Raw genomic sequence first — 25,438 nt, forward strand, 5'->3', positions numbered from 1 at the left:
TTATGCGTGGGATGGTCGGTATTGAATATGATCGTCGGCATCTGGCTGCACAAGCTCCTCTTCTACCGGCTCAGGTTTTACAAACAGGAAGTACAGTACAGGAACTACAAATAGTGTAAGTACCATTGACACCATCAGTCCGAATGCCAGTACACTCGCCAGCGGTCCCCACATCGGAGACTTGCCAAGAATCATTGGAATTACACCTACCGCTGCTGCTGAGGACGTCAGGAATATCGGACGCATACGGCGTTTCGCCGCTGCCAACGCTGCTGCTTTGATCGTGTAACCGTGGTCATTCACCAGCTCATCCGCATAGTCGACCAGGATGATACCATTCCGCACTACGATACCAATCAGAGATATTATTCCCATGAAAGCGGTCATCCCCATCGGATTGCCTGTAAGAAAAAGCCCCAGGAATGCCCCCAATAAACTCAATGGAAAAGTTGCAAGGATAATAAGCGTTTTCTTAAAATTCTTGAACTGAAACAAAAGTGTCAGGAAAATCAGGATCAAACTCACACCCAAGGATGCACCCATACCGGGTTGATTTTCTCCGCTGTTTTCAATCTCTCCACCGTATTGGATCTGGATACCCTCAGGAATATCAAGCGCGGCTATTTTTGGTTCGATATTGGCCTGCACTTTTGAAGCACGGATTCCGTTTTGAGCTTCAGAGGTTACAGTGAGCGTACGAAGACCGTTTCTGTGTGCAATTTTTCCTGTATGCCACCCCGGTACGAGTTCTGCAACTTCTTTCAATGGCACTTTACCACCAAATTGCGTACTGATGTACAGATCTGAAAGATCGTTGAAATCTTTCCGGCTATTTGCGTCCAGTCTCAGGAAAATATCAACCGGCTTATCTCCTTCCCACAATGTGGAAGCACTGAAACCTTTCAATTGGGCTCCCAATGTTTGGGTAATCGCTTGCTTGGATACACCCAGACGACTTGCAACATCATCCTTGATATTTACTGTAACACCGAAGTTATCGGTATCATAATCATTACGGATAAAGTTGGCGCCCGGCTCCCCTCTGAGAATCTCTTCCACCTGAGCAGCCACTCTTTTCTGATCATGGATATTTTCACCAATGACGCGTACTTCAATCGGGGAAGTTGCCTGCATACTCAGCTGCCTTACTTTTATCTCTCCATCCGGCAAAAACCCGTCCAGTTTTTTGAGATATTCTTTTGCCATCTCATTGGTTGCGTCGTCATCGACCGTTGTAATGAAAATCTGGGCAAAATTTCTTCTAGGTACTTCCGGTGCATAGGTAATATGGAAACGGGGAGAACTTCCTCCGACAAAACTGGCTACACTCACCACACGTTTGTCTTCCTTCAACATTTTCTCCAGTTTCTTCACAGCTTCCTCAGTTACCGGCAGTGAAGTTCCTGTTGGCAACCACACCTCCATGTTGAACTGATTTCTTTCGGCAGTCGGGAAGAATTCCTGATCTACGTTGCCTGCTACCACCAATGCCATTACCACAGATACAATAGCAACCGCAATGGTAGATTTCGGATTGCGGAAACAAAGCTCAACCACTTTGTTAAAGCCGTTCTGTAGTCTGTCGAGAATAGTCAGTTTCGGTGGACGGTCAGATACTTTATGTTTCAAACCATTCTTAATGAACAGATAACACGTATACGGAGTTACCAAAAGTGCTACGGCCATCGATGCTGTAAGAGCCACAGCAACCGTTACGGGCAAAGCGGCGATGAAGTCTTTGGCAATACCATTCATAAAGAAGGCAAGCGGGGCAAAAGCGAAAATAATTGCCAGCGTCGCCGTGAAAATAGGTAACGAAAGCTGGGTTGCTGCCTGCCAGGCGGCGGTCCATGGCGTAATTCCCTCATCGAGTTTTTCAATGTAATTATCTACAACCACAATCGCGTTATCTACCACCATCCCCATCACAATAATCAAAGCCACCAGCGTTACCTGATGCAGCTCAATTCCGATAATGTTGATAATACCAAACGTGATCGCAATCGATATAGGCGCTGCCAGAGAAGCAATGGCTGCAATACGGAATGGCATCAGCAGCATGATCACAACCAGTACTGTAGCAATGGCAATACCAAACTCAACCATAAAGTGACTGATACTTTTACCCACCACTTCCGGCTGGTTCACGATCGCTTCTACCTTCACATCGTCGGGGAAGGTACTTTGTAATTGAGCCATTTTGGCTTCCACTTCCTGACCGAACTTTACAATATTATTACCGGGCTGCATTTCCACAGTAAGCATCATCACTTTGTCCTCACCCACACGGATATACGAGGACGTTTCTTCGTAACGTCTTTCAATGTTAGCGACATCTTTCAGTCGCACCACCGTACCATTCGGATTGGTATAGATGATCTGATTGGCAACGTCTGCTTCAGTATTATAGCGGGTACTTGCAAACACAGGTACGTTGTTATTGGCAACCGTGAGCTCACCTGTATATCCTGTCACGTTCTGGGTTTGAAGCGCGCCTACAATAGCGGATATATCAAAACCGTACTGGCGCATTTTCAGATCGTCGACCGTCACATAAATCTGCTGTTTCTGACCTCCCGAGCGGTTGATCTTGGAAACGGTAGGAATTGTTTTTAATCCGTCTTCCAGATTATCCAGATACTTTTCAATTTCCGCATAACTTCTTTTAGGGGATGATACGGTGATCATCTGCGCAACCACATCACCAAAGTTACTGTTCACGATAGGCCCGATAACCCCCTTCGGAAGCACCCCGGCCATGTTCATATTCAAACCATGCTGCAAAGAACTCCAGAATTTCTTCCTGTCTTTCACAGTGGTATGCAATTCAACAGTGATAAAAACCTGTCCGTCCTTGGTTTCGGATTTGGTTTTTTCTTTACGGATCTCTTCGAAAGAAAACAGGTACTGCTCAATTTTGTTGGTCACCTGCTTCTCCATCTGCACCTCATCGGTTCCAGGATAAAATGCCATCACCATCCCCACCGGCATGTCAATTTTCGGATCCTCGCTTCGGGGCATATTCAGCAAGGCATTCACCCCAAGTAATACAAGCAAGGTGGTTACAACAAGTGTAACCTGCTTGTACTTCATAGCGGCTTCTATAAAGTTTAATGTACGTTTTTTCATGTTTGAAAGCGATTAGCTGTGAGCTATTGGCCGTTAGCTTTTATTGTAAATGATAGGGTGAACCTTCAATTTACATGTAGATATAAAGTAAATTTTGACTTAAAAACTCTGCTCCCTTACAGGCTAACGGTGGCTCCGTCTTTCAGTTTAGTCTGACCGGTTACCACTACACGGTCACCACTTTGCAGACCATCGCTGATCACAACATCATCACCTTTCAGTCCACTGGCAGTAATACGCTTGCGTGTTACCTTGTTATCGCCGTTAGCCACATATACATAAGTAATGTCGTCGGCATCGCGAATCACAGCCTTGGTAGGTACAGTAATCGCATCCACACTCTGGCCTGTTGCAATCTCGGCATCGGCTATCATGCCGGGAAGTATTTTCCCTTGTCCGTTGAGAAGCTGTATTTTCACGCTGTAAGATTTAGTAGCAGCATCGGCCATCGGATTGATAATGGCGATCTTTCCTGTCAGTTGCTGACCAATCGTTGCGATCGAGACGTTGGCAGTCTGTCCTTTTGAAATCTTCCCGATTTCACTTTCAGGTACCGAAACCCTTGCGTACACTTTGGAAGTATTGATAATGGTGAAAGCAGGAGCGCCCGGTGCTGCCATAGCGCCTTTCTCAATGTTTTTAGAAGTAATAATACCCGACATAGAGGCGTACAATTTTGTATCTTTCACACGCTTCAGCGAAAGGTTACGGTTGGCCTTTGCCTGTGCAAGTTTGGATTTGATATCTATAAAATCTTTGGCAGGCAAACTTCCTTTTTCATACAAACCGTTCAGACGGGTATACATATCTTCTGCCTGTTCCAGACCGGCAGACGCAATCAAAAGCGCATTGTCATATTCTGTAGGATCAAGAACGGCAAGCAACTGTCCGGCAGAAACCATTTGCCCTTCGTTAACCAATACGGATGCGACCGTACCAGGTACTGCAAAACCCAATTGAACCTGATTTTCAGCTTCAATCGTACCGGAATATCTGAGTTGCTCAGCTTCGCTCCCAGAATTGATTTGCTGTACTGTCACCTTAACGGGTGAAGTGTCTTTTGGCTTTTCTTCCTGTTTTTGTCCGCAGGCGATCAATACCACTCCTACCAGTAGCGGAAGAGCAGATCTTTTCAAGGTAATATTCATTTTCAGATGTGTTAATAATTAGAATTATAGAATAAAATTGTTTTTTAGTCGACTAACGGGCAAAAAAAATATCTTCACTGCCGCATGATACCTATCATCATCATCTCATTGAGAAAATTTACCTTGCCATCTACGTCATCAACACGGTTGTATAAAATCAGGTCAAGTTCGAGGCCATGATTGGCACTCATCAATACAAAGGCCATGATATCCAGCTCCTTTTCAGTAAAAAACCGAAACTCCTTTGTGGCAACACCATATTGTAGAATACCCTTCAAAATCCTGATTTCCTTCTCATTGTGCTCTGTCCGGTATTTGAGTGTCGGGTCCGTCATTTGATCGTTTCCAAGCATCTCACGCACTTCATTGATCATTACCTCATACAGATTGGTTACTTCTTTGATACGCAGGAGCCGGGACTTACAAAATGCTTCCATTTTCTGGCGAGCCGAAGGAGCAGCAGCAATCAGCTTCTGGGCCTGGTCAAAAAATTTGTTTTTTTCGTCCTGAATAATGGCATCAAAAATCTCTTCCTTACTTTTGAAATAATAATACAAGGTGCTTTTTCCTTTACCCGCCTCTCTTGCGATGTCTTCCATAGTAGTCTTGTTCAGACCGTATTTCTGAAAAAGGCAGTCCGCAGCCGACAAAATTTTACACCTTAGTATTTCACTTTTAACTTTCATTTTTAGACCAAAAATGATTTATAGTCCAAAAGTAGAGTCTTAAATTTTCCGCACCAAATTAAATCACAAAAAAACAGCCCGTTTCATTGAATATTTATATTGAAAATAAACAAAACAACGTATATACTATTCAATTTTCGTTGGCACAGCTATTCAAATCCGACTAAAAACACTTCACAGTCTACAGGATATTGTTGCAATCTTACCAAACAGAAACAAAAAAATCGGCTGGCAGCTTGCGTATTGCAAACCACCAGCCGACGTCACTTCGCCTGTTAAAATAAGTGATCAGGGCTCGATCCTGAACCAGTCAAAATCAGCGTAACCTGAATCATTTATCTGCGTATCACGGGTACAGAATATCCCTACCTTCGCTCCGATCCACTTTCCGGGCTCAGTCTGAAATGCTTCTCCTACCTGTTCAAATTGTTTTCCGTCGCGACTGTAACTAAAACGGGCCAAACCTTTCTTTTCGATTTTTACTCTTAAATAGACATCTTCACCTGATTTGAATTTCCCCAGTGTGGTCTCCTTCTCAGGCTTGTCATCAATCGCTTTTTTGCAAACAACACTCACCAGCGCTATACCATCCTTCTCACTTTTCAGCACCAGCCCTGCATAACTCTGCCCCATCACAACAAGCCCAGTCCTTTCGTTAACAAGTTTAGCATTAGGCTTAAACGATAGCTTGGTAGTAGCTGTGAATTCTTCAGCCGGGAATTTCTGCATCAATACATTCGGTACAGACCATAGGTTAGCAGCACCTTCGGGTATTTTCTGAGAATAGAGCCTCAGAGATCCTGTATTGCTGGTCGACAACCAGATACCTTTCGGATTGGCCTGCCACTGCCATTGTTTACCCAAAGCGACAGAATTGAATTCATCCGATTCCGGCGGAGTAGCAATCGGATAGGTTTTACCCACATTCGGTTTTTTGTACACCAGCACAGGTTCGCCCTTTCCGTCTCCGTCCGCATCCGCTCCGATTACCGGCCAGTCGTTTACCCATTTCATAGGCTGCAGGTGTACAACACGCCCGTACATATCCTTATCCTGGAAATGTAAAAACCAGTCTTCCGATTTCCCGTTCACAGGCTTGGTATCCACCCATGCGCCTTGATGAGGCCCGTTGATGCCGCTTTTACCCTCGTCCATCACCACCTTACGTTCGTATGGGCCCCACACATTTTTAGATCTGAGTACAAGTTGCCAACCCGTTGAAACGCCGCCAGCCGGTGCAAAAATGTAATAGTAACCGTTACGCTTGTAAAACTTAGGCCCTTCTACTGTAGGATCCAGCTCATGGCCATCATACACAATCGCACCCTGATCCAAAACTTTGTCTCCGGCTGCATTCATTTCTTTCACAGTTATCACGCTTTTGATACCAGCGCGGCTCCCGGCCCAGCCGTGTACCAGATACACCTTCCCGTTGTCATCCCACAAAGGGCAGGGATCAATCAAACCCAATCCTGCCTCAACCAATACCGGCTCGCTCCAAGGCCCGGCTGCGTTTTTGGCTTTTGTAAGATATATACCAAAATCGGGATCAGGATAGTAGATATAGAATTCTCCGTTGTGGTAGCGGATCGCCGGCGCCCACACGCCGTTACCATGCTGTGTTTTTTCAAAATGCGCAATGGGCGGCTGGCGATGCAGCGCATGACCGATCAACTTCCAGTTCACCAGGTCTTTGGAATGCAAAATCGGAAGTCCTGGTACAGCGTCGAAGCTTGACGCGATCATGTAAAAATCCTCTCCTACCCGGCACGCATCCGGGTCTGAATAATCGGCATTCAGTACAGGATTTTTGAATGTTCCGTTGCCTAAATCAGACACCCATACTTTGGATACAGGTGCATCGGCATTCTGCATTTTACTCACTGTTTGCTGAGCAGATACTCCGGTCATCACCAGAGTAAAAGCGCCAGCCATAACGATATGTTTCATACGATGATAGCGATAAAAACGGGTTACTTTCCTTTTACAAGTGTCAGACTTTTTTCCTCTGCCCCCTTCTCAAACTGAGCTACTTTCTTTGATTTTGACAAATCCGTTTTATCGATTTTCAGGTTTTTGCTCCGCTCTCCTGTAACTGAAATCAGCAGATCGCTGCTATCGTATTTGATTCCGCTTAAAGAAATATTGGTACTGTTATCGCTGAAAATAATCGGGCTCACTTGCTTTGTGATCAGCTGTACATTATCAAAACTGATCTGATCAGCATCAGTAAGTTCAATGCCTTTATCCGCACTTAAAGTCATGTTTTTCATTGTAATGTTGCGGATAGGCATTTCAGGTAAACCTCTGATAAATACCCCTTTCTGCGCTCCGTTACAAACAATGTTTTCAAACTGCATATTCCGGAAAACGGGTGTACCGTCATTGACAACCGGACTCATATCGCGCACCCCGTCCGTTGCGAATTTGACAAAATAGTACATGTCGAAAAATATAGCTTCCTGAACGATATCGCGCATGAAAATATTTCTCGCATAGATGTTTTCAACCAGACCGCCCCGTCCTCTCACCGATTTGAAACGAAGCCCTTTATCGGTTCCCATGAACGTACAGTTTTCAATGAAGATGTTTCTTGCTCCGCCACTCATTTCACTGCCGATCACAAAAGCACCATGACCTTTGTAAATAATGTTATTTCTGATCACACCATTCTCAGTTGGTTTGCCACGTTTTCTACCTTCTTCATCTTTACCTGATTTGATACAGATAGCGTCATCTCCAACATCGAGCACACATCCTTCTATCAAAAAGTTTTTGCAGGATTCGATATCCATCCCATCTCCGTTATGCGCATAATCAGGATTTTTAACACGCACATTTCTCATTGTCAGGTCTTCACACATCAAAGGATGCAAACACCAAGCACCTGAATTTTGAAAAGTCACGCCTTCAAGCAGTACTTTTTTACAGTTGTTGAGTACGACAAGGTTCGGACGCAGAAAATCCTTCATGTGGGCAAAATCCTTCGGAGTAGTGCCGGGTGTAAGCAGCATACTTTTATTCTGCACACTGGCTTGCTTGAACTGCTCGCTTGGATACCAGGTTTTACCATCATCTTTCAACACACCGCCAGATGCCACTTTTTCCTTCCACTCACTTTCAGTCAGCTGACTTTTGTGAACAGCCCTCCAAGCATCCCCGTTACCATCTACAACGCCTTTACCTGTTATAGCTATATTTTCAAGATTTAACCCTGAAATCGGAGACTCGTTTCTGGCAGCACTTTTTCCTTCATACGAACCTTCAACAAGTCCATACTGCGTTTTATCGGTAGTAAACAGAAGCGTAGCCGACTCCTGAATATGCAGGTTCACATTGCTTTTAAGCACTACAGGGCCCGTGATCCACAAACCAGGAGATACAAGCACAACGCCACCACCCTTTTTGCTGATCGTACTGATCGCTTCGTTGATCGCTTTGGTATTCAACGTATGACCATCGCCTACTGCGCCAAAAGCGGTAATACGAACAGTATCTTTTTTGAAGACGGGTTGTTGGATTTTGGGAAGATTTTTCCAGCTATAAGCAGCCGCAGTCTGGGCACTTGCATCCCATGCGCAAAAGGCGGCAAGGGCAATCTGTAATCCTAATTTCTTGTAAAACATGGGCTTTTTGACATCGGGACAAGCTGTTCACCTGCCCAATTTTTGGATGAATACTAAAATAAACCCTAATAATCACATGCCCCTATTTTTCTACTGATGGAATGCCGGAAGAATTTTACTTTTTTTATTCATACCCAAACATCACGCCGCATACTTTGTAACCCACTGATTAACAAACAATAATAAATAACTGTAAAATCGACAATAATGACGGTAGGCTGATGCCAAATAAAAGACCTGACAAGCAATGCCCGCCAGGTCTTCAACTCATTTAACTTATTTACAAAATATACTCGGGGTGCTATTTTCGATCTTTAATGGTGCGGACCTATTTTCCCGTACCCAATATAAACTCGGTTCCCATCACCACCATCAGACTACCCGATGGCTCATTAGGATTGGTAAATACTGCGTAAACATCATGTGGCTTTTCTGCCAGTGACGCATCTGTTTTAATTTTGATCCGAAGTGGTGTCGGAGTAAAACCTGCTTTATCCGATGCTTCCAAAAACTCAGACTCTCCGATGATCTTACCAGAAGGGCTATCCAAATGAAGCGTGACCTTGCCACCTTTTGCATTCAGTTGCGCCTTGGGAGCTGTTGCGAGCACCAACAGCTCAGAGACACCCTTCAGATTCATTTGCTTCATACCCATAAAAGCGCCCGAGCGTGATGGAATCGCCAGATTGTTTCCTCCAAACGACATCTTGTTTACATTCTCATAGGCATCAAATGCATGAACATCCACTTTCGCATTGTGTAATACGACCGTCTTTTCAGATTTCAAAGATGGCAATCCTTTCGCACCTTTGTCTTCGTAAGCAGCGCGAACGATAAACACACCTTTGCCTTTATCTCCATCCGGAAGTTTGGCTGTATAGCTGCCTTTTAAAGGAAGTGAACCCGCCTTTTCGCTCGAAAGGCTCGTGATATACTTCACCATTTCTGAAGCGTCAGCAGTCGACAGTTGCGGATGTGCTGCCATAGGCGTTTCGCCCCAAACGCCGCCACCTCCGGCAATTACTTTTTTGGTAAGCCTCTCTACTGCTGACTGATCTCCCTTGTATTTTTTGGCAATATCCTTGTAAGAAGGCCCTATCGATTTGGTGCTTACACTGTGACAAGCTTTACAGTCGCTGGCCTCAATTAGTTTTTTGCCCGTCGCCAAAAGTGCGCCTGCGTCCGCCGTCTGATGTCCCTGAGCAATCGCAACCTTATCATACCCTTCAGCGAGGTAATCGATGTTAAATGCTACACTTTCTGCATCAATTCCTTTACCCAAGGTTCCATCTTCCTTATCGCTCACTTTCACTTCATAACTAAAATCTTTTCCCGGTGTAAAGAACGTTTTGTTGTTTTCTGACAATTCAATATGCAATACCGGAGCTTCATTACCTACTGTAATATCAACCGACTGAAAAGCTGAACCACCTTTTCCATCTTTCACAGTCAAGGTTGCTTTGTACACACCCATTTTGGTTAGTGTCAAATTGGCATCCGGTGTATTGACTACTTTATTGAAACCATTCTTAGAGCTGATCTTCCAGGAATAAGACAAGTTATCGCCATCGGGATCCTGGGTTCCTTTTGAGGTCAATTTCAAATTGAAAGGAGCCGAACCGCCCAGTTTATTAGCCGCCAGTTCTAGCTTAGGTTTACGGTTACCTCCATTATATTCAATATAGATCAGACGTGCATCATCGTTTGCCGTAAACCAACCCGAACCGTATTCAAGCATGTACAAGTCACCGTTTTCAGCGAACTCCATATCCATCGGATTAGAGAAAGAATAACTTGGCATAAACCGCTCCATAGACTTAAAATTACCTTCTTTGTCCATCGTAACAGACATGATCCAGCCTCTCATCCAGTCGTAGCTCAGGAATTTCCCATCATAGTATTTTGGAAAAGGGCGTGCTGCATTTTTGAAATCGTCGGCATAGAATACCGGGCCCGCCATGGCATTACGCCCACCGGCACCCACAAGAGGAAACTCAGGAGATGCATCGTAGGGATACCAGATAAATGCTTTTTCTGCTGCAGGCAAAGTTTTCAGTCCTGTGTTGTTAGGTGAAGTATTGGTCGGCGCGTCCACTTTCCAGCGTTCACCTGATTTCTCCTTCTCAAAATCATATTTGTTATAGGCTTTATTGTCGCCTACAAAATGCGGCCAGCCAAAGTTACCTGCCTTTCTTGCCTGACCCACCTCATCATGACCGGCAGCTCCGCGGGAAGAATCAGGTTTGGCAGCATCCGGTCCCACTTCACCCCAATATAAATAGCCTGTTTTCTGATCCACCGAAATACGGAAAGGATTGCGGTGCCCCATCGTGTAAATTTCAGGTCTTGTCAGCGCAGTTCCTTTTGGAAACAAATTACCCTCAGGAATGGTGTAGGTTCCGTCGGTCTGCGGTTTGATACGGATAATTTTCCCACGCAAATCATTGGTATTCGAAGAAGATTTCTGAGCATCCCAGGCGCTGCGTCCTTCGCGCTCGTCGCTTGGACTGTAGCCATTCGAACCGTGCGGATTGGTATTATCACCTGTAGACAAATAAAGGTTCCCTGCCTTATCCCAGGCAATGGATCCTCCGGTGTGGCAGCATTCTTCGCGCTGTGTCGGGATATCAAGCATTACCTTTTTGGAATCCATCAACAGTTCATCGCCTTTCAGCTCAAAGCGTGCCAGTACATTTTTCGACTCCTTAGGATCAGAATAATAAAGGTAAATCCAGTTATTTTTAGCGAAATCAGGATCCTTGCTCAATCCCAGCAAACCATCCTCACCCATTGATTCCTTACCTTCTTTGCTCACATATTTCACGCTGACAGGAAGCTTGGCGATTATCTTCAATTCTTTGGTTTTGCTATTATACAACCTCACTTCTCCTTTACGCTGAATAAATAATACTCTTCCATCATTTAAAACGCTCAGCTCCATGGGTTCATCCAACTTCTCTGCCAACACTACTTTTGAGAAGCGGTTTTCCTCCGGACGTGATTTGGTGAAATCAAGTGCTTTCGGATTTTCCCCTCCCGCCGCATATTGAATTCCTGCCCACAAATGGTTCAAGAAAAGTGGTTCTGTGAAAGTTTCATCTGTATGCCCCATTCCGGTGTAAAAAGACCTTCCGCCATCAAAATCCTGAAACCAGCTGATCGGATGAAAATCCGGATTAGCACCACCTACAAAACTCTTGTCATCCAGTGTGAGCAGCACATTTATTTTTGGAGAAATGTTTTTAAAACTGTAGAATTCGTCGGTACGCTCAAACTGATCAGGCATACCTTTCGTAGCCCAGTGATCCTTCATAGCAACAGTAAATTTCCCTTTCTGTACATTACTCGGTGTACTGGGATGAGAAAGGAAATAGGCCCCAGCAAGCATTCCGTACCACGGCCAGTCATACTCTGTATCTGTAGCGGCGTGAATACCTACGTAACCTCCACCAGCCTGTATGTATCTCTCGAAAGCAATCTGCTGTTCGTTATTAAGTATATCACCTGTCGTGTTCAGAAACACAACGGCGTTGTATTTCTTCAGATTCGCTTCGGTAAACAGATCCGAATTTTCACTGAATGTTACCGTAAATCCTTTTTCAGCACCCATTTTGGAAAGTGCTTTCTTTCCGGCCTCAATGGACTCATGCCTGAAAGCTGCCGTCTTGGAGAACACCAGCAGATTGTGTTTCGGACTCTGAGCAAAGCCAGTGAGCACCATCAGGCACAAACTGGTCAGCAGTCCTGCTATTCTGTAAAATTTCATGGTTTTATAAGATTGATTTAATATTCAAAAGCAAAGTTAAACGATCTGATCATTATTGTATAAATTATATACAATAATTTTTTTTCATTTATATATTTACATATTACAATTTAAATGCAGTGTCAAAAAAGCTGTTTTTATAGTAAATTGCCCGTTCATTAATTCCTAACCCATGATATCATTGCGCGCGAGCGATCACATCCCACAACTATCGATAGACTGTGTCATTTTCGGATTCAGTCAGAACCAATTGAAAGTATTATCCCCAAAGCTGGTTTTCAAAGGCGACTTCTGGTCGCTACCGGGCGGCTTTGTACGTCAAGACGAGAGTATAGACCAGGCAGCCAGGCGTATCCTTGAAGAACGCACAGGTATCAGAGACATTTATCTGGAGCAGTTCAGGGTTTTCGGAGAGACAGACAGAAGTAACCTGAGCTTTTGGGACAAGCTTACAGAGCTGAATGGAGAGGCCTTTGTCGCTGAACATTTTAACCGAAAAGAGCTGGAATGGATCACCAAAAGGTTTGTATCTATCGGCTATTATGCACTTGTAGACATCACCAAAGTGATTCCTGTAAAAATGGAAGCCGACGAGTCCGTAGAATGGTACGACATCCAGAATCTGCCCCCGATGATTATGGACCATAACCAGATTGTAGCAGCAGCGCTGATGAGTTTGCAGCAAAACCTGGATCAAAAACTGATTGCCTTTAATCTGCTTCCTGAAACATTTACAATGAATGAGGTGCAGCAGATTTACGAAGTGGTGCTGAACAAGACACTTTTACGCAGCAATTTCCAGAAGAAAATCCTGGATCTGAATGTACTGGAACGACTTGAGAAAAAATTTACGGGCAAGGCGAATAAGGCTCCTTATTTATATAGGTGGGCAGAATCTGGAATAAAGAATTAAGAATGAGAAATTAAAAGTTAGGCTCCCTTGCAAAATTGTATGGAACTTCTGATTCGATCAATCATTGCAACTACCTGATGAAGGCATCGCGACAGTGCCTATTACGGAAAATGAAGCTGTCGCGATGACTATCAAATCAATCTAAATCTTTACACTTTTGCCGGTAGCTACCGATTTATAGATCGCCTCGACCACTTTGATATCGCGAAGGCCTTCTTCGCCAGGCGTGATAAAGTCTGTATTGTTGAGAATTGCATTGCAGTCATCATCAAGCTGTTTGGCTTGCTGATTCTTTAAAGGAAAGTTGATGGCAGTGCCGTCGGACATACTTCCTTTATTTCCTGAGTAAGATGACTGCGGTTCGAGTTTCAACCACCCCTTTTCATAATTAACCTGCAGATAATTCATGTTGATACCAAAGCTTGTCTGGCAACTCGCCCTGGCACCGCTCGGAAATTCGAGCATGAACATCATCGTTTCTTCCACCTCCTTGTAGATATCCGGACGTGTTGTAGATGCCTGAGCTATTACGCTGATAGGCTCTTCACCTGTGGCAAGCCTTGCACCCTGCAAAGCATATACGCCCATATCACCCATCACACCACCACCCAGCTTTTTATTCTGTTTCCAATGTGTAGTCCGCGCATCGAAATAACCTGCTGCACTTGTAATCATTTTTACAGGACCAAAACGCTTGTCTTTTGCAACCTGCATCACGGCCTGTATATTAGGATCATGCTGACAACGGTAACCAATAGCCAGCTTGACCTTATTGGCCTTACAAGCATCAATCATTGCCTGGCAGTCAGCAACTGTAGGCGCCATCGGTTTTTCACAAAATACATGTTTGCCGGCCTTAGCTGCCCTGACAACAAACTCCCGGTGCATGGATGGCGGCAATACCACATATACGATATCAATGTCCGGGTTATTTTTGATGTCATCAAAATTCTGGTAATTGTAAATATTCTTATCAGGTATCTTGTATTTCTCTTTCCAGGTTGTCGCCTTTGAAGGTGTGCCCGTTACGATTCCAGCCAAATAACACTTTTCTGTCATCTGAAGGGCCGGTGCCAGCAGATCGGTGCTGTAGTAACCCAATCCTACCAACGCAATACCCAGTTTTTCCTTTTTGGGGATCATAGAAGCCAGCAGATTTGTATCGGGTAGCAGGCTGGCTACACCAGCTATTGTCAATGTCGAGAGAAAATCACGCCTTTCAAGGAGCATAGTATTGTTTTTTAGTTTGGAACAGGTAGCTGATTATGCTACTAAGTAAACCAAAAACATCAAGACGTTTACTCAATCTGCTATCATTTTTGATAAAAAACCTGTCTACCGACGAATCAGGATGATCTTTCCATAATGAAGATAATTATTAACATCAAAAAATACGCATCTATGTTCCTGTATGGCATAACGGTGATACATAAGATCTTTGCATTTTTGAAAATTTTGTCGAACATCAGCTGGTCATTCCTTCCATCCTGCACACACAAAATGGCCCCGCTTCATACAGGGCCACCTTTCAATAAATGAAGCTGGTTACTGGTCATTTCTCTCATTATTCCTATCAATAGCCTTCCGAAAGCACCACCTGATCCTTCACCTTAGCACCTTTCAGATACTGCCCGATATTCTCCACAAACTTGGCAACCTTATCCCGGTCTCTTTCACTATGAGCAGCTCCGGTATGTTGTGTAAGAATCACATTCGTCATTTTCCAGAGCTTTCTGTTGGCTGGCAAAGGTTCTTTTTCCGTTACATCAAGCACTGCGCCACACAATTTCCCACTCTCCAAAGCCTGGGTAAGAGCTGATTCATCCGTAGTGGTACCTCTTCCAATACTGGCGTAAAGTGCTCCTTGCTTCATAGCGCTAAAAAACTCAGCAGATACATACTTTTCCAGATTTCCCGGCAGCGTATTGATGACCAGATCCGTATGAGCGAGCTGTTTCAACAATTTTTCAAAAGAATGGATATCTGCATCAGGGTCACTCTTAGCAGTCATTTGCACCCGGCATCCGAAAGAGGTGAGTATGGTCTTTACATGCTCGGCAATAGCACCGGAACCCAATAGAATTACCTGCTTTTCGCCTAAAACTGACAGCTCATTTTCGATCTTTTCACCTATCCAATTCTGTTCGATCTGATGTCGTACCATCAGATGTACACCCCGATAAAATCCTAGTACACCTGCTACAATCGTTTCAGCGCATGCGGCGGCAGACATGTCACCGACATTCGCTACTATTCCGTTAAAAGTCAATCCTTTGTACTGTTCGAAACCGACGTTTTCCAGTTGCCAGAATTTCAACGTCTTGGGAATCGGATCGAGCATTTCCACTGGCGGATTACCAATCAGAATTTCTGATGCATCGATTGCATCTTTAAGCTCAGCGTCTGACAGTCCATGCTTTAAAATAATTTCTGCATCCTTGGGAAGTTGGCGGATCAGATCGTCCAGATATGACTTTTGGATATCTGCATATATGAGAATTTTCATGTGGAGTATTTTAATTGATGGCTTAGAAAGCCGATGAACATTTACACGGCAACCATAAAATACTGTTCCATCCAATGAAACCTTACGCTATATAGCTGACACTACTATGCTTAACATACCGATAACAGCGAAAATTATAGCTTCACGATTATTTTAATTGCAGCTTAAAATAGAACGCGGTACTGGAAAAATTTAAGGTTATGACTGAGTAAATTGATTTTTTCTACTGTGAATACACACATTATATAAATTCGATCTATCAAGGTGTAGAAACGCTTTAAAAGCCGAGAAACTACTTTAGCTTCGTCCCTGTATAACCAGTTCCTTTTGAAAAAAACTTCCTGCCTTGTCTGGCAATCCTATATAAAAGGTACTACCCTTACCCGGTTCACTCTCGACCCAAATTTCACCATAATTCAGTTCAACCAGATCTTTGCAAATTTTCAGACCTATACCTGTTCCTGCCTCCTGCTCGGTGCCACGGGTACTCACTGCATCCATTGAAAAAAGCTTCACCAGATTGTCGGCTTCGATCCCTACTCCTGAATCGTGAATGGCTATAACAACCGAACCATGGCATGTACGAGTTGTGAATATGATACTTCCACCGAATGATGTAAACTTAATGGCATTGGCCAACAGATTTCTGATTACAATACGAAGCATTTCCTCATCAGCCCAAACCTTCTCACCCGGACCTATACAAACTTCTACAGAAATATTTTTGCTCTTAATATTGGCTGACGCCTTATCTACCTTCTCCTTGATCAGATCGTACAGAACAACATCCGAACTTTTGACTTTGAAACCGTTCATTTGGCTGCGCGACCAGGTCAGCAGATTGTCCATCATAGACATGGTTTGTGAAGCAGACTTATTCAGATAAGGCATCATTGATGCAATTTCGTCCGGCTCCAGCATGTGTGCTTCTACCATCTCAAGCAGACTGATGAACTGGCCGAACGGGCTCCTGAGATCATGTGCAATGATGGAAAAAAGTTTATTCTTAATCCCATTCACTTTGGTAAGTTCTTCATTCTGCAAAACAATCTGACCATTCAGCGCCGTTAGTTTTCCATTGACCTTCCTGAGCCTCATGACTGTATACGTGGCACCCACAACTAACAGAGCTGCCAGACCCAGTATGAGTTGTTGGTAGAAGATGACATTATCCTGACCCCGCTTTTCCAGCATAAGTTTGTCGTTTTCCGCTTGTTCTTCACTCAGATCAAATCTAATTTTAAATAAAGTAGCAAGCCTGTTTTTATTATCATTGACCAGACTATCATGTATAGCTCTGTGACTACGATAATTTTTTAATGCATTTTTGTAATCCCCGGAAAGAGAGTCGAGCAGATATAGTTTTTGGTATACCTCCGACATGCCCTCCCGGCTGTTCATTTTACCGGCAATATCTGCCGCTAATCGATAGTGCTGCCTTGCAAGTTTGAATGCCTTCTGCTTGAAATACACATTTCCCATCAGCAGATGTAACGCCTGAATATCACGTGGGGGTACCTGTTGTCGCTTCCCTAAGGAAAAAGCCTTTTTAAGCACAACCAAAGAGAGATTATATTCATTTTTCACGAAGTGTAGCGAAGCTTGCTGATAGAGTGAAGTAACAGTCCAGGCATAGTCACCAATCTGATCTGACATAATTTTGACCTTACTGTAGTAAGAAGCGGCTTTGTCATATTGTCCCAGATCCTCATAGCACGACCCGGTGTTGGACAGGATAGTAAGCATTAATTTATGCTTGTGTGTGCCGATAAGCCTCTCAGATTTCAGAAAAAAGGGTAACGCCTGATGATAGTCCTTTAAGGTAGCATAATAGCACCCCATGTAATTCACCACTCCCGCTATATGAATCGTGTCTTGCTGTTGTTCAAAAAGCAGAAGCGCTTTGTTCAGATAGTCCAGAGCGATGACATCGCCATGTATGAGCATATATGATAAAGCCATGTTCTGGTAAGCAATGGCTTCCCCCTTCTTGTAGCCCAGCCTTCTGGACAACTCCACCGCCTGAAGACTCGCACCGTGCAGTTTTTTTGCGTCGTATGAAAAACTTTCACGCGCTATGTCGTTAAGCGCATTGACCCGTGCTGTGTCAATCCTATAATTTCCCGTAATGTGAGGCCTGGATGTATCTGACTGGATACTATAAGAAAAAGATTTAAAATGTCCTGTCATCAGTAATATAGCGATGCAGAAACAAAAGAACAGTGCGCTCAATGACCGCATATTTTCGATAATGGAGGGGAGAACTTTTAAATATTTCTACAAATTACCGGATATCACTTTGAAAAAACAATGGGGATTTAAATAATATTGTGGGGTGATACAGACTGTTGCACCGAGCTGCACAGCAGAGCCGGACTGAAAGATTGTGGATCGGCAAAGTCTACATCGATTGCTAATAGTCAACACATACTCATTTGCAAATTCTCTATTGTGCTTCCGCCCCCACATCCATTTTCGTAATTTAAATATATCTTGCTTCCATAAATCACGAATCAAAAAATCATTCAACTCATCCCCTATCAGACAATATGTACGTAAAGCGCCATCTGAATCCTCTGATCGTGTATTTCTATTCCTGGCGAATGGTTTTGTTTTCACTTTTTACCGGCATTTTTGCTATTGTACTTTACGTGCATCTGGACTGGAAATGGGTGGCGGTTCCATGGTTGCCGGTTTCTTTGGTGGGTACAGCTACCGCCTTTTTTGTCGGTTTTAAAAACAACCAGTCTTACGACCGTAGCTGGGAGGCAAGGAAAGTATGGGGTGCCATCACAAATAACAGCCGCTCATTCAGTGCAGCAGTAAGATCTTTTGTAGGACATGAACTGGAACACGAACCAGAAAAACAGGAAGAAATCAATGTCATAATCCGCATCATCATTTATCGGCATATCGGATGGCTTTATGCACTGAAATACGCCATGCGCCAGCGCACGACTTGGGAGCACCGCGACCGTGCCAGCAAAAGGCAGCGCGTTGCCATTCACAAAACACAGGAAACTTTTGAGGACGAGGTTCAGAAGTATCTTTCTGAGGGTGAACTCGAATGGATTAAAACAAAGAGCAACCGTGCTGCACAGATTCTGGATCGTCAGTCGCAGGATATTAAGTTATTGAGAAAAAACGGGTTGGTAGATGCTTATCAGCACGTGGAATTGCAAAATCTGATTTCTTCGTTTTATGATGAGCAGGGAAAAAGCGAGCGAATTAAAAATACACCTTTCCCCCGCCAATACGCAACCACATCGACGCTCTTCATTTTTGTTTTTATGACACTGCTGCCATTTGGTTTGTTACCGCAGTTTGTCGAACTGGGAGAACGCTACATGTTTCTGCTCATCCCTTTCAACCTGATCGTTTCATGGGTATTTATGTTTATGGAATATGTGGGTGATATCAGCGAAAACCCTTTCGAAGGTTTGATCAACGATGTACCTGTTGCCAGTATCGTCCGTAATATTGAAATCGACCTGTGCGAAATGCTGGGAGATGATGAGATTCCTCAGAAAATTCAGCCATATCAGGGGATGCTGTTTTAAACAGTTGGGAGGGGATAATGGGTCATCAATTCGGAATACCTAATGGGACTTCGCAACAGGCATCATACGTTCCCAAAAATATCACAAAGTTCCCCGTTAACAAGATTGTTTTAAGCGAACGTTCTGCTTGTTCTGGCTGTTGACGATTGAGGTAATTCGATCATCAGTCAGAAATACCCGATTATTTATTCAAAGAAAGATGAAGATCAAAGGCTATTTGTTTGCCGCACTTTCGGCAGTTAGCTACGGACTAATTCCCCTGTTTGTTTTACCGGTAAAAGCGGCACAATTTTCACTGGACGTCACGCTGACCTACCGGTTTGCCATATCTGCCCTTTTCATCTTAGCATTACTGATTTACAGGAAGGAGTCACTGAAAGTACGGCGCTCCGAGCTGGCAATCCTGGTAACATTGGGAGTACTTTTTGCATTGAGCTCCGAATTCTTATTTTCAGCTTACGACTATCTCTCTGCCGGAATTGCATCCACAATTTTATTCGTTTATCCGCTCTTTGTCGCCATTACAATGGCTGCAATCTTTGGCGAAAAAATATCAAAGTCTATGGCTATGTCACTGATCGTGACTTTGGGTGGAATTTTTGCATTAAGCGCCAAAGAAAGCTATATGGACATCAATTTCACCGGTTTGCTGATTGCACTCACCAGTGCATTATGCTATGCCATTTATATAGTATTGGTCAATAAGTCAAATGTAAATGCATCAGGCTTCAAGCTGGCATTTTATTCCATGCTATTCTCTGCAGGCTACTATCTTATCAAATCAGTGATACTGGAAAAATCGTTGTTACTTCCCGAGCCACAGATGCTCTGGAACATCACCGTTTTTGGTTTTTCAACTTCTGTGATTTCCATCTCCGCACTTGTATATGCTATTAAGCTGATAGGCTCTACTCCCACTTCGATTATTGGCGCACTCGAGCCGGTCGTCGCCGTGGCGATCAGTGTCATGCTGTTTCATGAAGCATTTACCACCAGGCTGGCAACCGGCATTGCCCTGATTCTTTGTGGGGTGATTATCAATATTCTATCAGATCGCAAGAAAAGTTCAATCACGGTGTGAACTGACGCAGCCAGCCTTGAACTATGCTTGGTCTGATGCTCTTTCAAAAATCTTCGATATGAGTAGAGACACATTCGTTAATAAAGTACCTGTAAATTGGTCTACACCTGTTGCTACGACTTTGTTCGAACACCTCATGGTATACCATGATTTTGCTAGTTGCGTGCGGTTACATTGAGTCAGACATGATATCTTGCAAAAGAATTACTCATCTGACTACTAACATTCTACCTTACCCTCCGTTACTAAGATAAAAGGCATCCAAAACATGGATGCCTTTATAAGTAATACCTATCTATCACAATTAAAACGATCATTCTCAGAAAGAATGTGCGTGCAATTGTAGCCGCAAAGAAACGGATTTTCATCTACAATTTTGTCATAACCAAGCGTTACTATACGTAAATAGTTAATGGACAAATATTTAGTGTTAGAAAAACATCACATTTTCAAGATCAAGACGTTAATAATAGCACTGGCTGATCTGTTTTGGTAAGGTTTTTTTGTGATGTTTATCAAACCAAAAACGCTTAAAATGAAAAAGTTGCTGACCGAAATTCTCTCGTCTATTGAAGAACGTTTTGATTATAAAAAAATCGAAACAACCAGGGAGCATAAACAGACACTTTATCTCGACACGGAGTACATAGATACTTCTTCCACCAAACGATACGTCATCGTTACACCAAATCAGATACATTCCTTCTTTGAAATAGGCCTTTATCACATCCATGATGAACAAATAGCAGAAAAATACCTGAAGGAAAAGCAGGAAGACAATAGTCTTGATATAAAGAAGGATTTGACGCCTATCATCAGCATCTGGTATTATTTTAAAGAACAGGAAAACGGAAAACATGAAACCGTTATTTTCGATACGCTGATATCTCCCAATGAAAGAATGAATTTGAATGTGGATGACTTGACGACTCTTATAGAAAACGCTTTTATTGAGAATGAAGCAAAGCAGGAGCAGCTCAGTGTTCTAAGAGGAAATTGATTGTTCACCTTACTGAACTTGTATAAGATGCAGAATCAAATTGTGTGGAAATTATTGATCCTCTCACTCACGGCTACTACTGCCATCGGCCAACCCAAATATACCAAAGTACCAGCAGGCTATCTCATGGTTTTACGCGAAGGTGACGATGTATTTTCGGAACTGGAAAGGTTTGCCGAACTGGAAAAAATTCCATCAGCCAGTTTGAGTGGTTTTGGATTTGTCAATGCAAAATTTGGCTTTTTCAACTTCAAGACAAAGCAATATGATCCGAAGGAATTCAAAAAGGTAGAATTAACATCCATGACTGGCTCTATCGCATGGAAAGATGGTAAACCCTCACTACATTGCCATGGCACAGTTGCAGGGTCGGATTTCAAGGTGTATGGTGGACATTTACTTGGTGCTGATGTAGGCACCGGTTCTGTAGAAATCATGATCACAGTTTTCGACCAAAAGCTGGAACGACTTACAGAAGATCCGCCTGGAGCCAATGTTTTGCAGTTGAAAGATTAGCGGTCCCTGGTGTATTCAAAAGGAGTAGTATCTGATTTAACAAATGCAAAAAAGTCATTTTGCATCCAAAAAGACCTTTTAAAAAGTGTATAGTTTTAAAAATGATTATAGTGAAGGAGCCCACCCTAACATTTTAAGGGCACTTACAGAAAGCAATCACATTCAGCAATCCGGTTATGGTGACGATGGCTTTACACATCAGGCAGGCGACCTGATCCGCAGGAACCTTGAAAATCCACATGCAGCGGTTCATCTCGTATCCGGTGGTACCCAAGCAAACCTGACGGTTATATCAGCTATCCTCAAACGCTATGAATCAGTTATATCTGCAGCGACGGGACATATTAATCATCATGAAACAGGAGCGATTGAGGCCACAGGCGTAAGAATAGAAGCTATTGCTACAGATGACGGTAAACTATCCCCACAACTGATAGACCAATTTATGCAAACCGTGGAAGCAACTCATATGCGGCTACCAAGAATGGTGTATATTTCGCAGTCTACTGAAGTGGGAACTCACTACATGAAAGAGGAGCTGATAGCGCTTTGGAACTATTGCCAGGATCACCACCTGTATCTTTTTATGGACGGAGCCAGGTTAGCATCAGGATTGAATGCGAGTGACATGTCATTTCCCGACTTAGGAAAGTACACCGATGTTTTCTACATCGGGGGAACCAAAAACGGGGCTTTGCTTGGAGAGGCAATAGTTATCAATAATGTCGCTTTACAAAAGAACTTCAGTTACGACCTAAAAATGAGAGGTGCCTTGCTAGCCAAAGGACGGCTCTTGGGCATACAGTTTACAGAATTATTTAAGGATGATCTGTATTTTGAAATCGGAGCACACCTGAACCGAACAGCAGCGTTATTAACTGATGCATTTCATCAGCAGGGCTATCACTTTCTCACTTCTTCCAAAACCAATCAGATCTTTCCTATTTTACCTTACAGCGTAATTGAAAAACTAAAAGAAAAGTATGACTTCTATGTTTGGAAAAAAATAGATAGCCAAAATGCTGCGGTAAGATTGGTGACGAGCTGGGCTACTGAGGAATCTGTAATTGCAGATTTCATTTATGATTTAAGGGCAAGTGCCGGTGAAACAGATGAACATTAATTAGAAATCATGTTGCAAATCAGAACTGTTACAAAAGAAGATAATGCTTCGCTGGCTGAGGTAATTCGTGTTGTGTCGGCAGAGCACGGACTTACCAGTGAGGCCGGATACGCAGTCGGTGACAGTACATTGGACCATATGTATGATGTGTATACAAAACCTAACACTTCCTATTGGGTAGTCATCAACGAAAACGGAGACGTCTGTGGTGGAGGCGGTGTTGCTCCACTGAAAGGCACAGATGACATGCTTGAAATACAAAAAATGTATTTACTGCCGCACACCAGAGGCAAAGGAATGGCTAAAGCCATACTTGATCTTTGTTTTCAATTCGGCAAGAAGAACAATTTCAATAAATTCTATCTTGAAACAACAGGCAATCTTGAGGCAGCCATTAGTTTGTATGAGAAATTGGGATTTACACACATCAGCAATCCTCTCGGAAATACAGGACACAGCCATGCATGTGAGGTTTACATGCTTAAAATAGTTAATTGACGCTGAGTAGGTTGGATTATCTAAATCCATTCCGGCGACACGTTATTTTTGTTTACATTTCCTATGACCAAGCATCCGGTATGCAGGAGATGTTGCTTAGGAACTACTACGTTTAGTTATGCCTGAATGCTGCGACATTTATCTCCTTTACAGGTGTTCTCCAAGTGCCGGACACTTAGCTAGTATATTCAATTCCCCTAATGCAAAGCGATTGACCCTGTTGCCAGCGATCGCTCCTGCTTGCTCTAGCTGTACGTCTATAGCTTTTACCATATCCTGTGTGCTGTAAAGCGCTTAGCATGGTGCCGGGCATGTCACTCCTAAAGTCGAACTATACTATCAAACAGACATTGCCAGTATACAAAGGACGAAAAATTGGATCATTCCCTAAACGAATAACAAAACAGCAGGAAACATTTTAGAAGCTACGCAACCAAACATCAGGTGATGCCGTATACGCTAACGAAACATTGTTAATCCTAACAAAATAGAAATGAAAGCCAGATACTACATTATTTCCTTTGTTGCTACCGCCTGTATGGCACTTTCAGTCACATCGTGCAGCGACAGTACGACTGCAACGCCCGAACCTTCGTTTGATATTTCACAAAAATCAACTTCGCTGGGTAATGTTCTAACGGATCAGAAAGGCAGAACACTTTATTTTTTCACGAAAGATGCCAACGGTTCATCGGCTTGTACAAGTGGTTGTACTGATGTCTGGCCCCTTTTCACACTGGCGTCAACACCGCGTCTGGATACGGGCTTGGTTGCGACTGATTTTGCATCCATCACACGGGCTGATGGCAAATCGCAGATAACCTATAAAGGCTGGCCATTGTATTATTATGCAACTGATGTAGTTCCCGGAGATGTGAAAGGCGAGGACGTTGGAAATGTGTGGTATGTAGCCAAGAAGTCTTATGCAGTGATGCTTGCCAACACGCAACTCGTAGGAAATGATGGAAAAAACTACACAGCAGATTATAAGGAGGGTAACGGTGACACACAATATTTTGTGGATGCAAATGGCCGAACGCTATATGCCTTCAACAGAGATAAGAATAAGAAAAACAACTATACTAAATCAGACTTCAGTAATGATGCTACGTGGCCAATATGGTCAACCGACATGAAGGATTTCCCTTCAACTTTGGATAAAAGTCTGTTTTCAACGATCGATGTTTTTGGCAAAAAGCAAATGACGTACAAAGGCTGGCCACTTTATTACTTCGGTCCTGATAATGCAACAAGAGGTATGACCAAAGGTGTAAGCGTTCCTACACCGGGCGTTTGGCCAATCATTCAAAAGACTATGACGGAAGCTCCGCAATAAATCACAGTTTTGGTCTAAACCGATTTGCTTTTTATCCTTGTTTGTGCACAACGAATACGGATAAAAAGCAAATTGTCATTCCAAGCGGCTGTATTCGTAGAAACGCTACAAGGCCATTTCTGGTCATTACAGATTCTACAACCTCTCCCTCACTCTCTCCTATTGACTGGATACGCTCTGAAATCCTCTTCTCATCTCCTGTTTTTCATGTAAGTCAGGTTTGCCGAAAAATGTGCAGCATTCTATAGTGTGCCCATACCATGCAAAGCCTGGCCGCCTATGCACGCAATCATGCATGTCTAACTACATACACATAAACTACTTATTACGAGTACTTTAGGCCCAGCCACAAAGGTGTACCACCAGATTATTAATTAAATTATTACGATAAAATCCAACAGCTCAGATCATTCGTATCTATCTTTAACCGAATACAAGAAGAATTCTAACTAAATTGCAGATATTAACCATTCATTCACACTAATGGTTACATATTTAATTTTTTTATGAATTAATTGTAATATTTGAAATTTTTATAATATTTGTCAGA

Annotated in this window: 18 protein-coding genes; 8 read left to right on the forward strand and 10 right to left on the reverse strand. The window is 43.2% G+C overall.

The genetic code is table 11. The features are described 5' to 3' along the window. From AC1XUE_RS11500 to AC1XUE_RS11525, 6 genes are all read right to left on the reverse strand, one after another. Positions 1 to 3,129: an efflux RND transporter permease subunit gene (locus AC1XUE_RS11500; RefSeq protein ID WP_483356121.1), complete on the reverse strand. Its 3,129-nt coding sequence runs from the start codon at positions 3,127 to 3,129 to the stop codon at positions 1 to 3. A gap of 116 nt (positions 3,130 to 3,245) precedes the next feature. Continuing rightward, a complete protein-coding gene (locus tag AC1XUE_RS11505) occupies positions 3,246 to 4,277 on the reverse strand; it encodes an efflux RND transporter periplasmic adaptor subunit (RefSeq protein WP_483356122.1) in 1,032 nt (343 codons plus the stop codon). 74 nt (positions 4,278 to 4,351) lie between these two features. Then, positions 4,352 to 4,963, reverse strand: a complete 612-nt coding sequence (locus AC1XUE_RS11510) for a TetR/AcrR family transcriptional regulator (RefSeq protein WP_483356123.1) — start codon at positions 4,961 to 4,963, stop codon at positions 4,352 to 4,354. A 288-nt stretch (positions 4,964 to 5,251) separates the two neighbouring features. Then, on the reverse strand, positions 5,252 to 6,874 hold the full coding sequence (locus AC1XUE_RS11515) for a glycoside hydrolase family 43 protein (protein WP_483357985.1): 1,623 nt from the start codon (positions 6,872 to 6,874) through the stop codon (positions 5,252 to 5,254). A gap of 62 nt (positions 6,875 to 6,936) precedes the next feature. Next, positions 6,937 to 8,589 (reverse strand): glycoside hydrolase family 28 protein, encoded by a 1,653-nt coding sequence (locus AC1XUE_RS11520; protein ID WP_483356124.1) that lies wholly within the window; start codon positions 8,587 to 8,589, stop codon positions 6,937 to 6,939. A gap of 328 nt (positions 8,590 to 8,917) precedes the next feature. Further along, positions 8,918 to 12,355, reverse strand: coding sequence for a ThuA domain-containing protein (locus AC1XUE_RS11525; protein ID WP_483356125.1), 3,438 nt, complete (start codon positions 12,353 to 12,355; stop codon positions 8,918 to 8,920). A 172-nt stretch (positions 12,356 to 12,527) separates the two neighbouring features. Between AC1XUE_RS11525 and AC1XUE_RS11530 the strand changes: the two genes are divergently transcribed. Beyond that, positions 12,528 to 13,268, forward strand: a complete 741-nt coding sequence (locus AC1XUE_RS11530; RefSeq protein ID WP_483356126.1) for an NUDIX hydrolase — start codon at positions 12,528 to 12,530, stop codon at positions 13,266 to 13,268. Positions 13,269 to 13,409: 141 nt separating this feature from the next. On the opposite strand, the gene AC1XUE_RS11535 is transcribed toward AC1XUE_RS11530, so the two are convergent. From AC1XUE_RS11535 to AC1XUE_RS11545, 3 genes are all read right to left on the reverse strand, one after another. Next, positions 13,410 to 14,498 (reverse strand): Gfo/Idh/MocA family protein, encoded by a 1,089-nt coding sequence (locus AC1XUE_RS11535; protein ID WP_483356127.1) that lies wholly within the window; start codon positions 14,496 to 14,498, stop codon positions 13,410 to 13,412. Positions 14,499 to 14,841: 343 nt separating this feature from the next. Beyond that, complete coding sequence (locus AC1XUE_RS11540; protein ID WP_483356128.1) at positions 14,842 to 15,774, reverse strand: NAD(P)-dependent oxidoreductase; 933 nt, start codon at positions 15,772 to 15,774, stop codon at positions 14,842 to 14,844. Positions 15,775 to 16,071: 297 nt separating this feature from the next. Next, positions 16,072 to 17,964, reverse strand: a complete 1,893-nt coding sequence (locus AC1XUE_RS11545; RefSeq protein ID WP_483356129.1) for a tetratricopeptide repeat-containing sensor histidine kinase — start codon at positions 17,962 to 17,964, stop codon at positions 16,072 to 16,074. Between the two features lie 359 nt (positions 17,965 to 18,323). Between AC1XUE_RS11545 and AC1XUE_RS11550 the strand changes: the two genes are divergently transcribed. The 6 genes from AC1XUE_RS11550 to AC1XUE_RS11575 all read left to right on the forward strand — a co-directional run bounded on the left by AC1XUE_RS11550 (position 18,324) and on the right by AC1XUE_RS11575 (position 23,552). Next, complete coding sequence (locus tag AC1XUE_RS11550) at positions 18,324 to 19,334, forward strand: bestrophin family protein (RefSeq protein ID WP_483356130.1); 1,011 nt, start codon at positions 18,324 to 18,326, stop codon at positions 19,332 to 19,334. A 199-nt stretch (positions 19,335 to 19,533) separates the two neighbouring features. After that, the gene (locus tag AC1XUE_RS11555; protein WP_483356131.1) at positions 19,534 to 20,415 is read left to right on the forward strand and encodes a DMT family transporter; all 882 of its coding nucleotides are present in this window, start codon (positions 19,534 to 19,536) and stop codon (positions 20,413 to 20,415) included. 535 nt (positions 20,416 to 20,950) lie between these two features. After that, a complete protein-coding gene (locus tag AC1XUE_RS11560) occupies positions 20,951 to 21,415 on the forward strand; it encodes a hypothetical protein (RefSeq protein WP_483356132.1) in 465 nt (154 codons plus the stop codon). Positions 21,416 to 21,442: 27 nt separating this feature from the next. After that, positions 21,443 to 21,931, forward strand: coding sequence for a PPC domain-containing DNA-binding protein (locus AC1XUE_RS11565; RefSeq protein WP_483356133.1), 489 nt, complete (start codon positions 21,443 to 21,445; stop codon positions 21,929 to 21,931). 85 nt (positions 21,932 to 22,016) lie between these two features. After that, positions 22,017 to 23,054 carry a threonine aldolase family protein gene (locus AC1XUE_RS11570; protein ID WP_483356134.1) on the forward strand — a complete coding sequence of 346 codons (1,038 nt, stop codon included), beginning with the start codon at positions 22,017 to 22,019 and terminating at the stop codon, positions 23,052 to 23,054. Between the two features lie 9 nt (positions 23,055 to 23,063). After that, positions 23,064 to 23,552, forward strand: coding sequence for a GNAT family N-acetyltransferase (locus AC1XUE_RS11575; RefSeq protein WP_483356135.1), 489 nt, complete (start codon positions 23,064 to 23,066; stop codon positions 23,550 to 23,552). Between the two features lie 147 nt (positions 23,553 to 23,699). On the opposite strand, the gene AC1XUE_RS11580 is transcribed toward AC1XUE_RS11575, so the two are convergent. Further along, the gene (locus AC1XUE_RS11580) at positions 23,700 to 23,825 is read right to left on the reverse strand and encodes a hypothetical protein (RefSeq protein ID WP_483356136.1); all 126 of its coding nucleotides are present in this window, start codon (positions 23,823 to 23,825) and stop codon (positions 23,700 to 23,702) included. A gap of 220 nt (positions 23,826 to 24,045) precedes the next feature. Between AC1XUE_RS11580 and AC1XUE_RS11585 the strand changes: the two genes are divergently transcribed. Further along, the gene (locus tag AC1XUE_RS11585) at positions 24,046 to 24,888 is read left to right on the forward strand and encodes a hypothetical protein (protein ID WP_483356137.1); all 843 of its coding nucleotides are present in this window, start codon (positions 24,046 to 24,048) and stop codon (positions 24,886 to 24,888) included. The last annotated feature ends 550 nt before the right edge of the window (positions 24,889 to 25,438 follow it).

This window comes from Dyadobacter sp. HNCC25DJ187 (assembly GCF_056895255.1).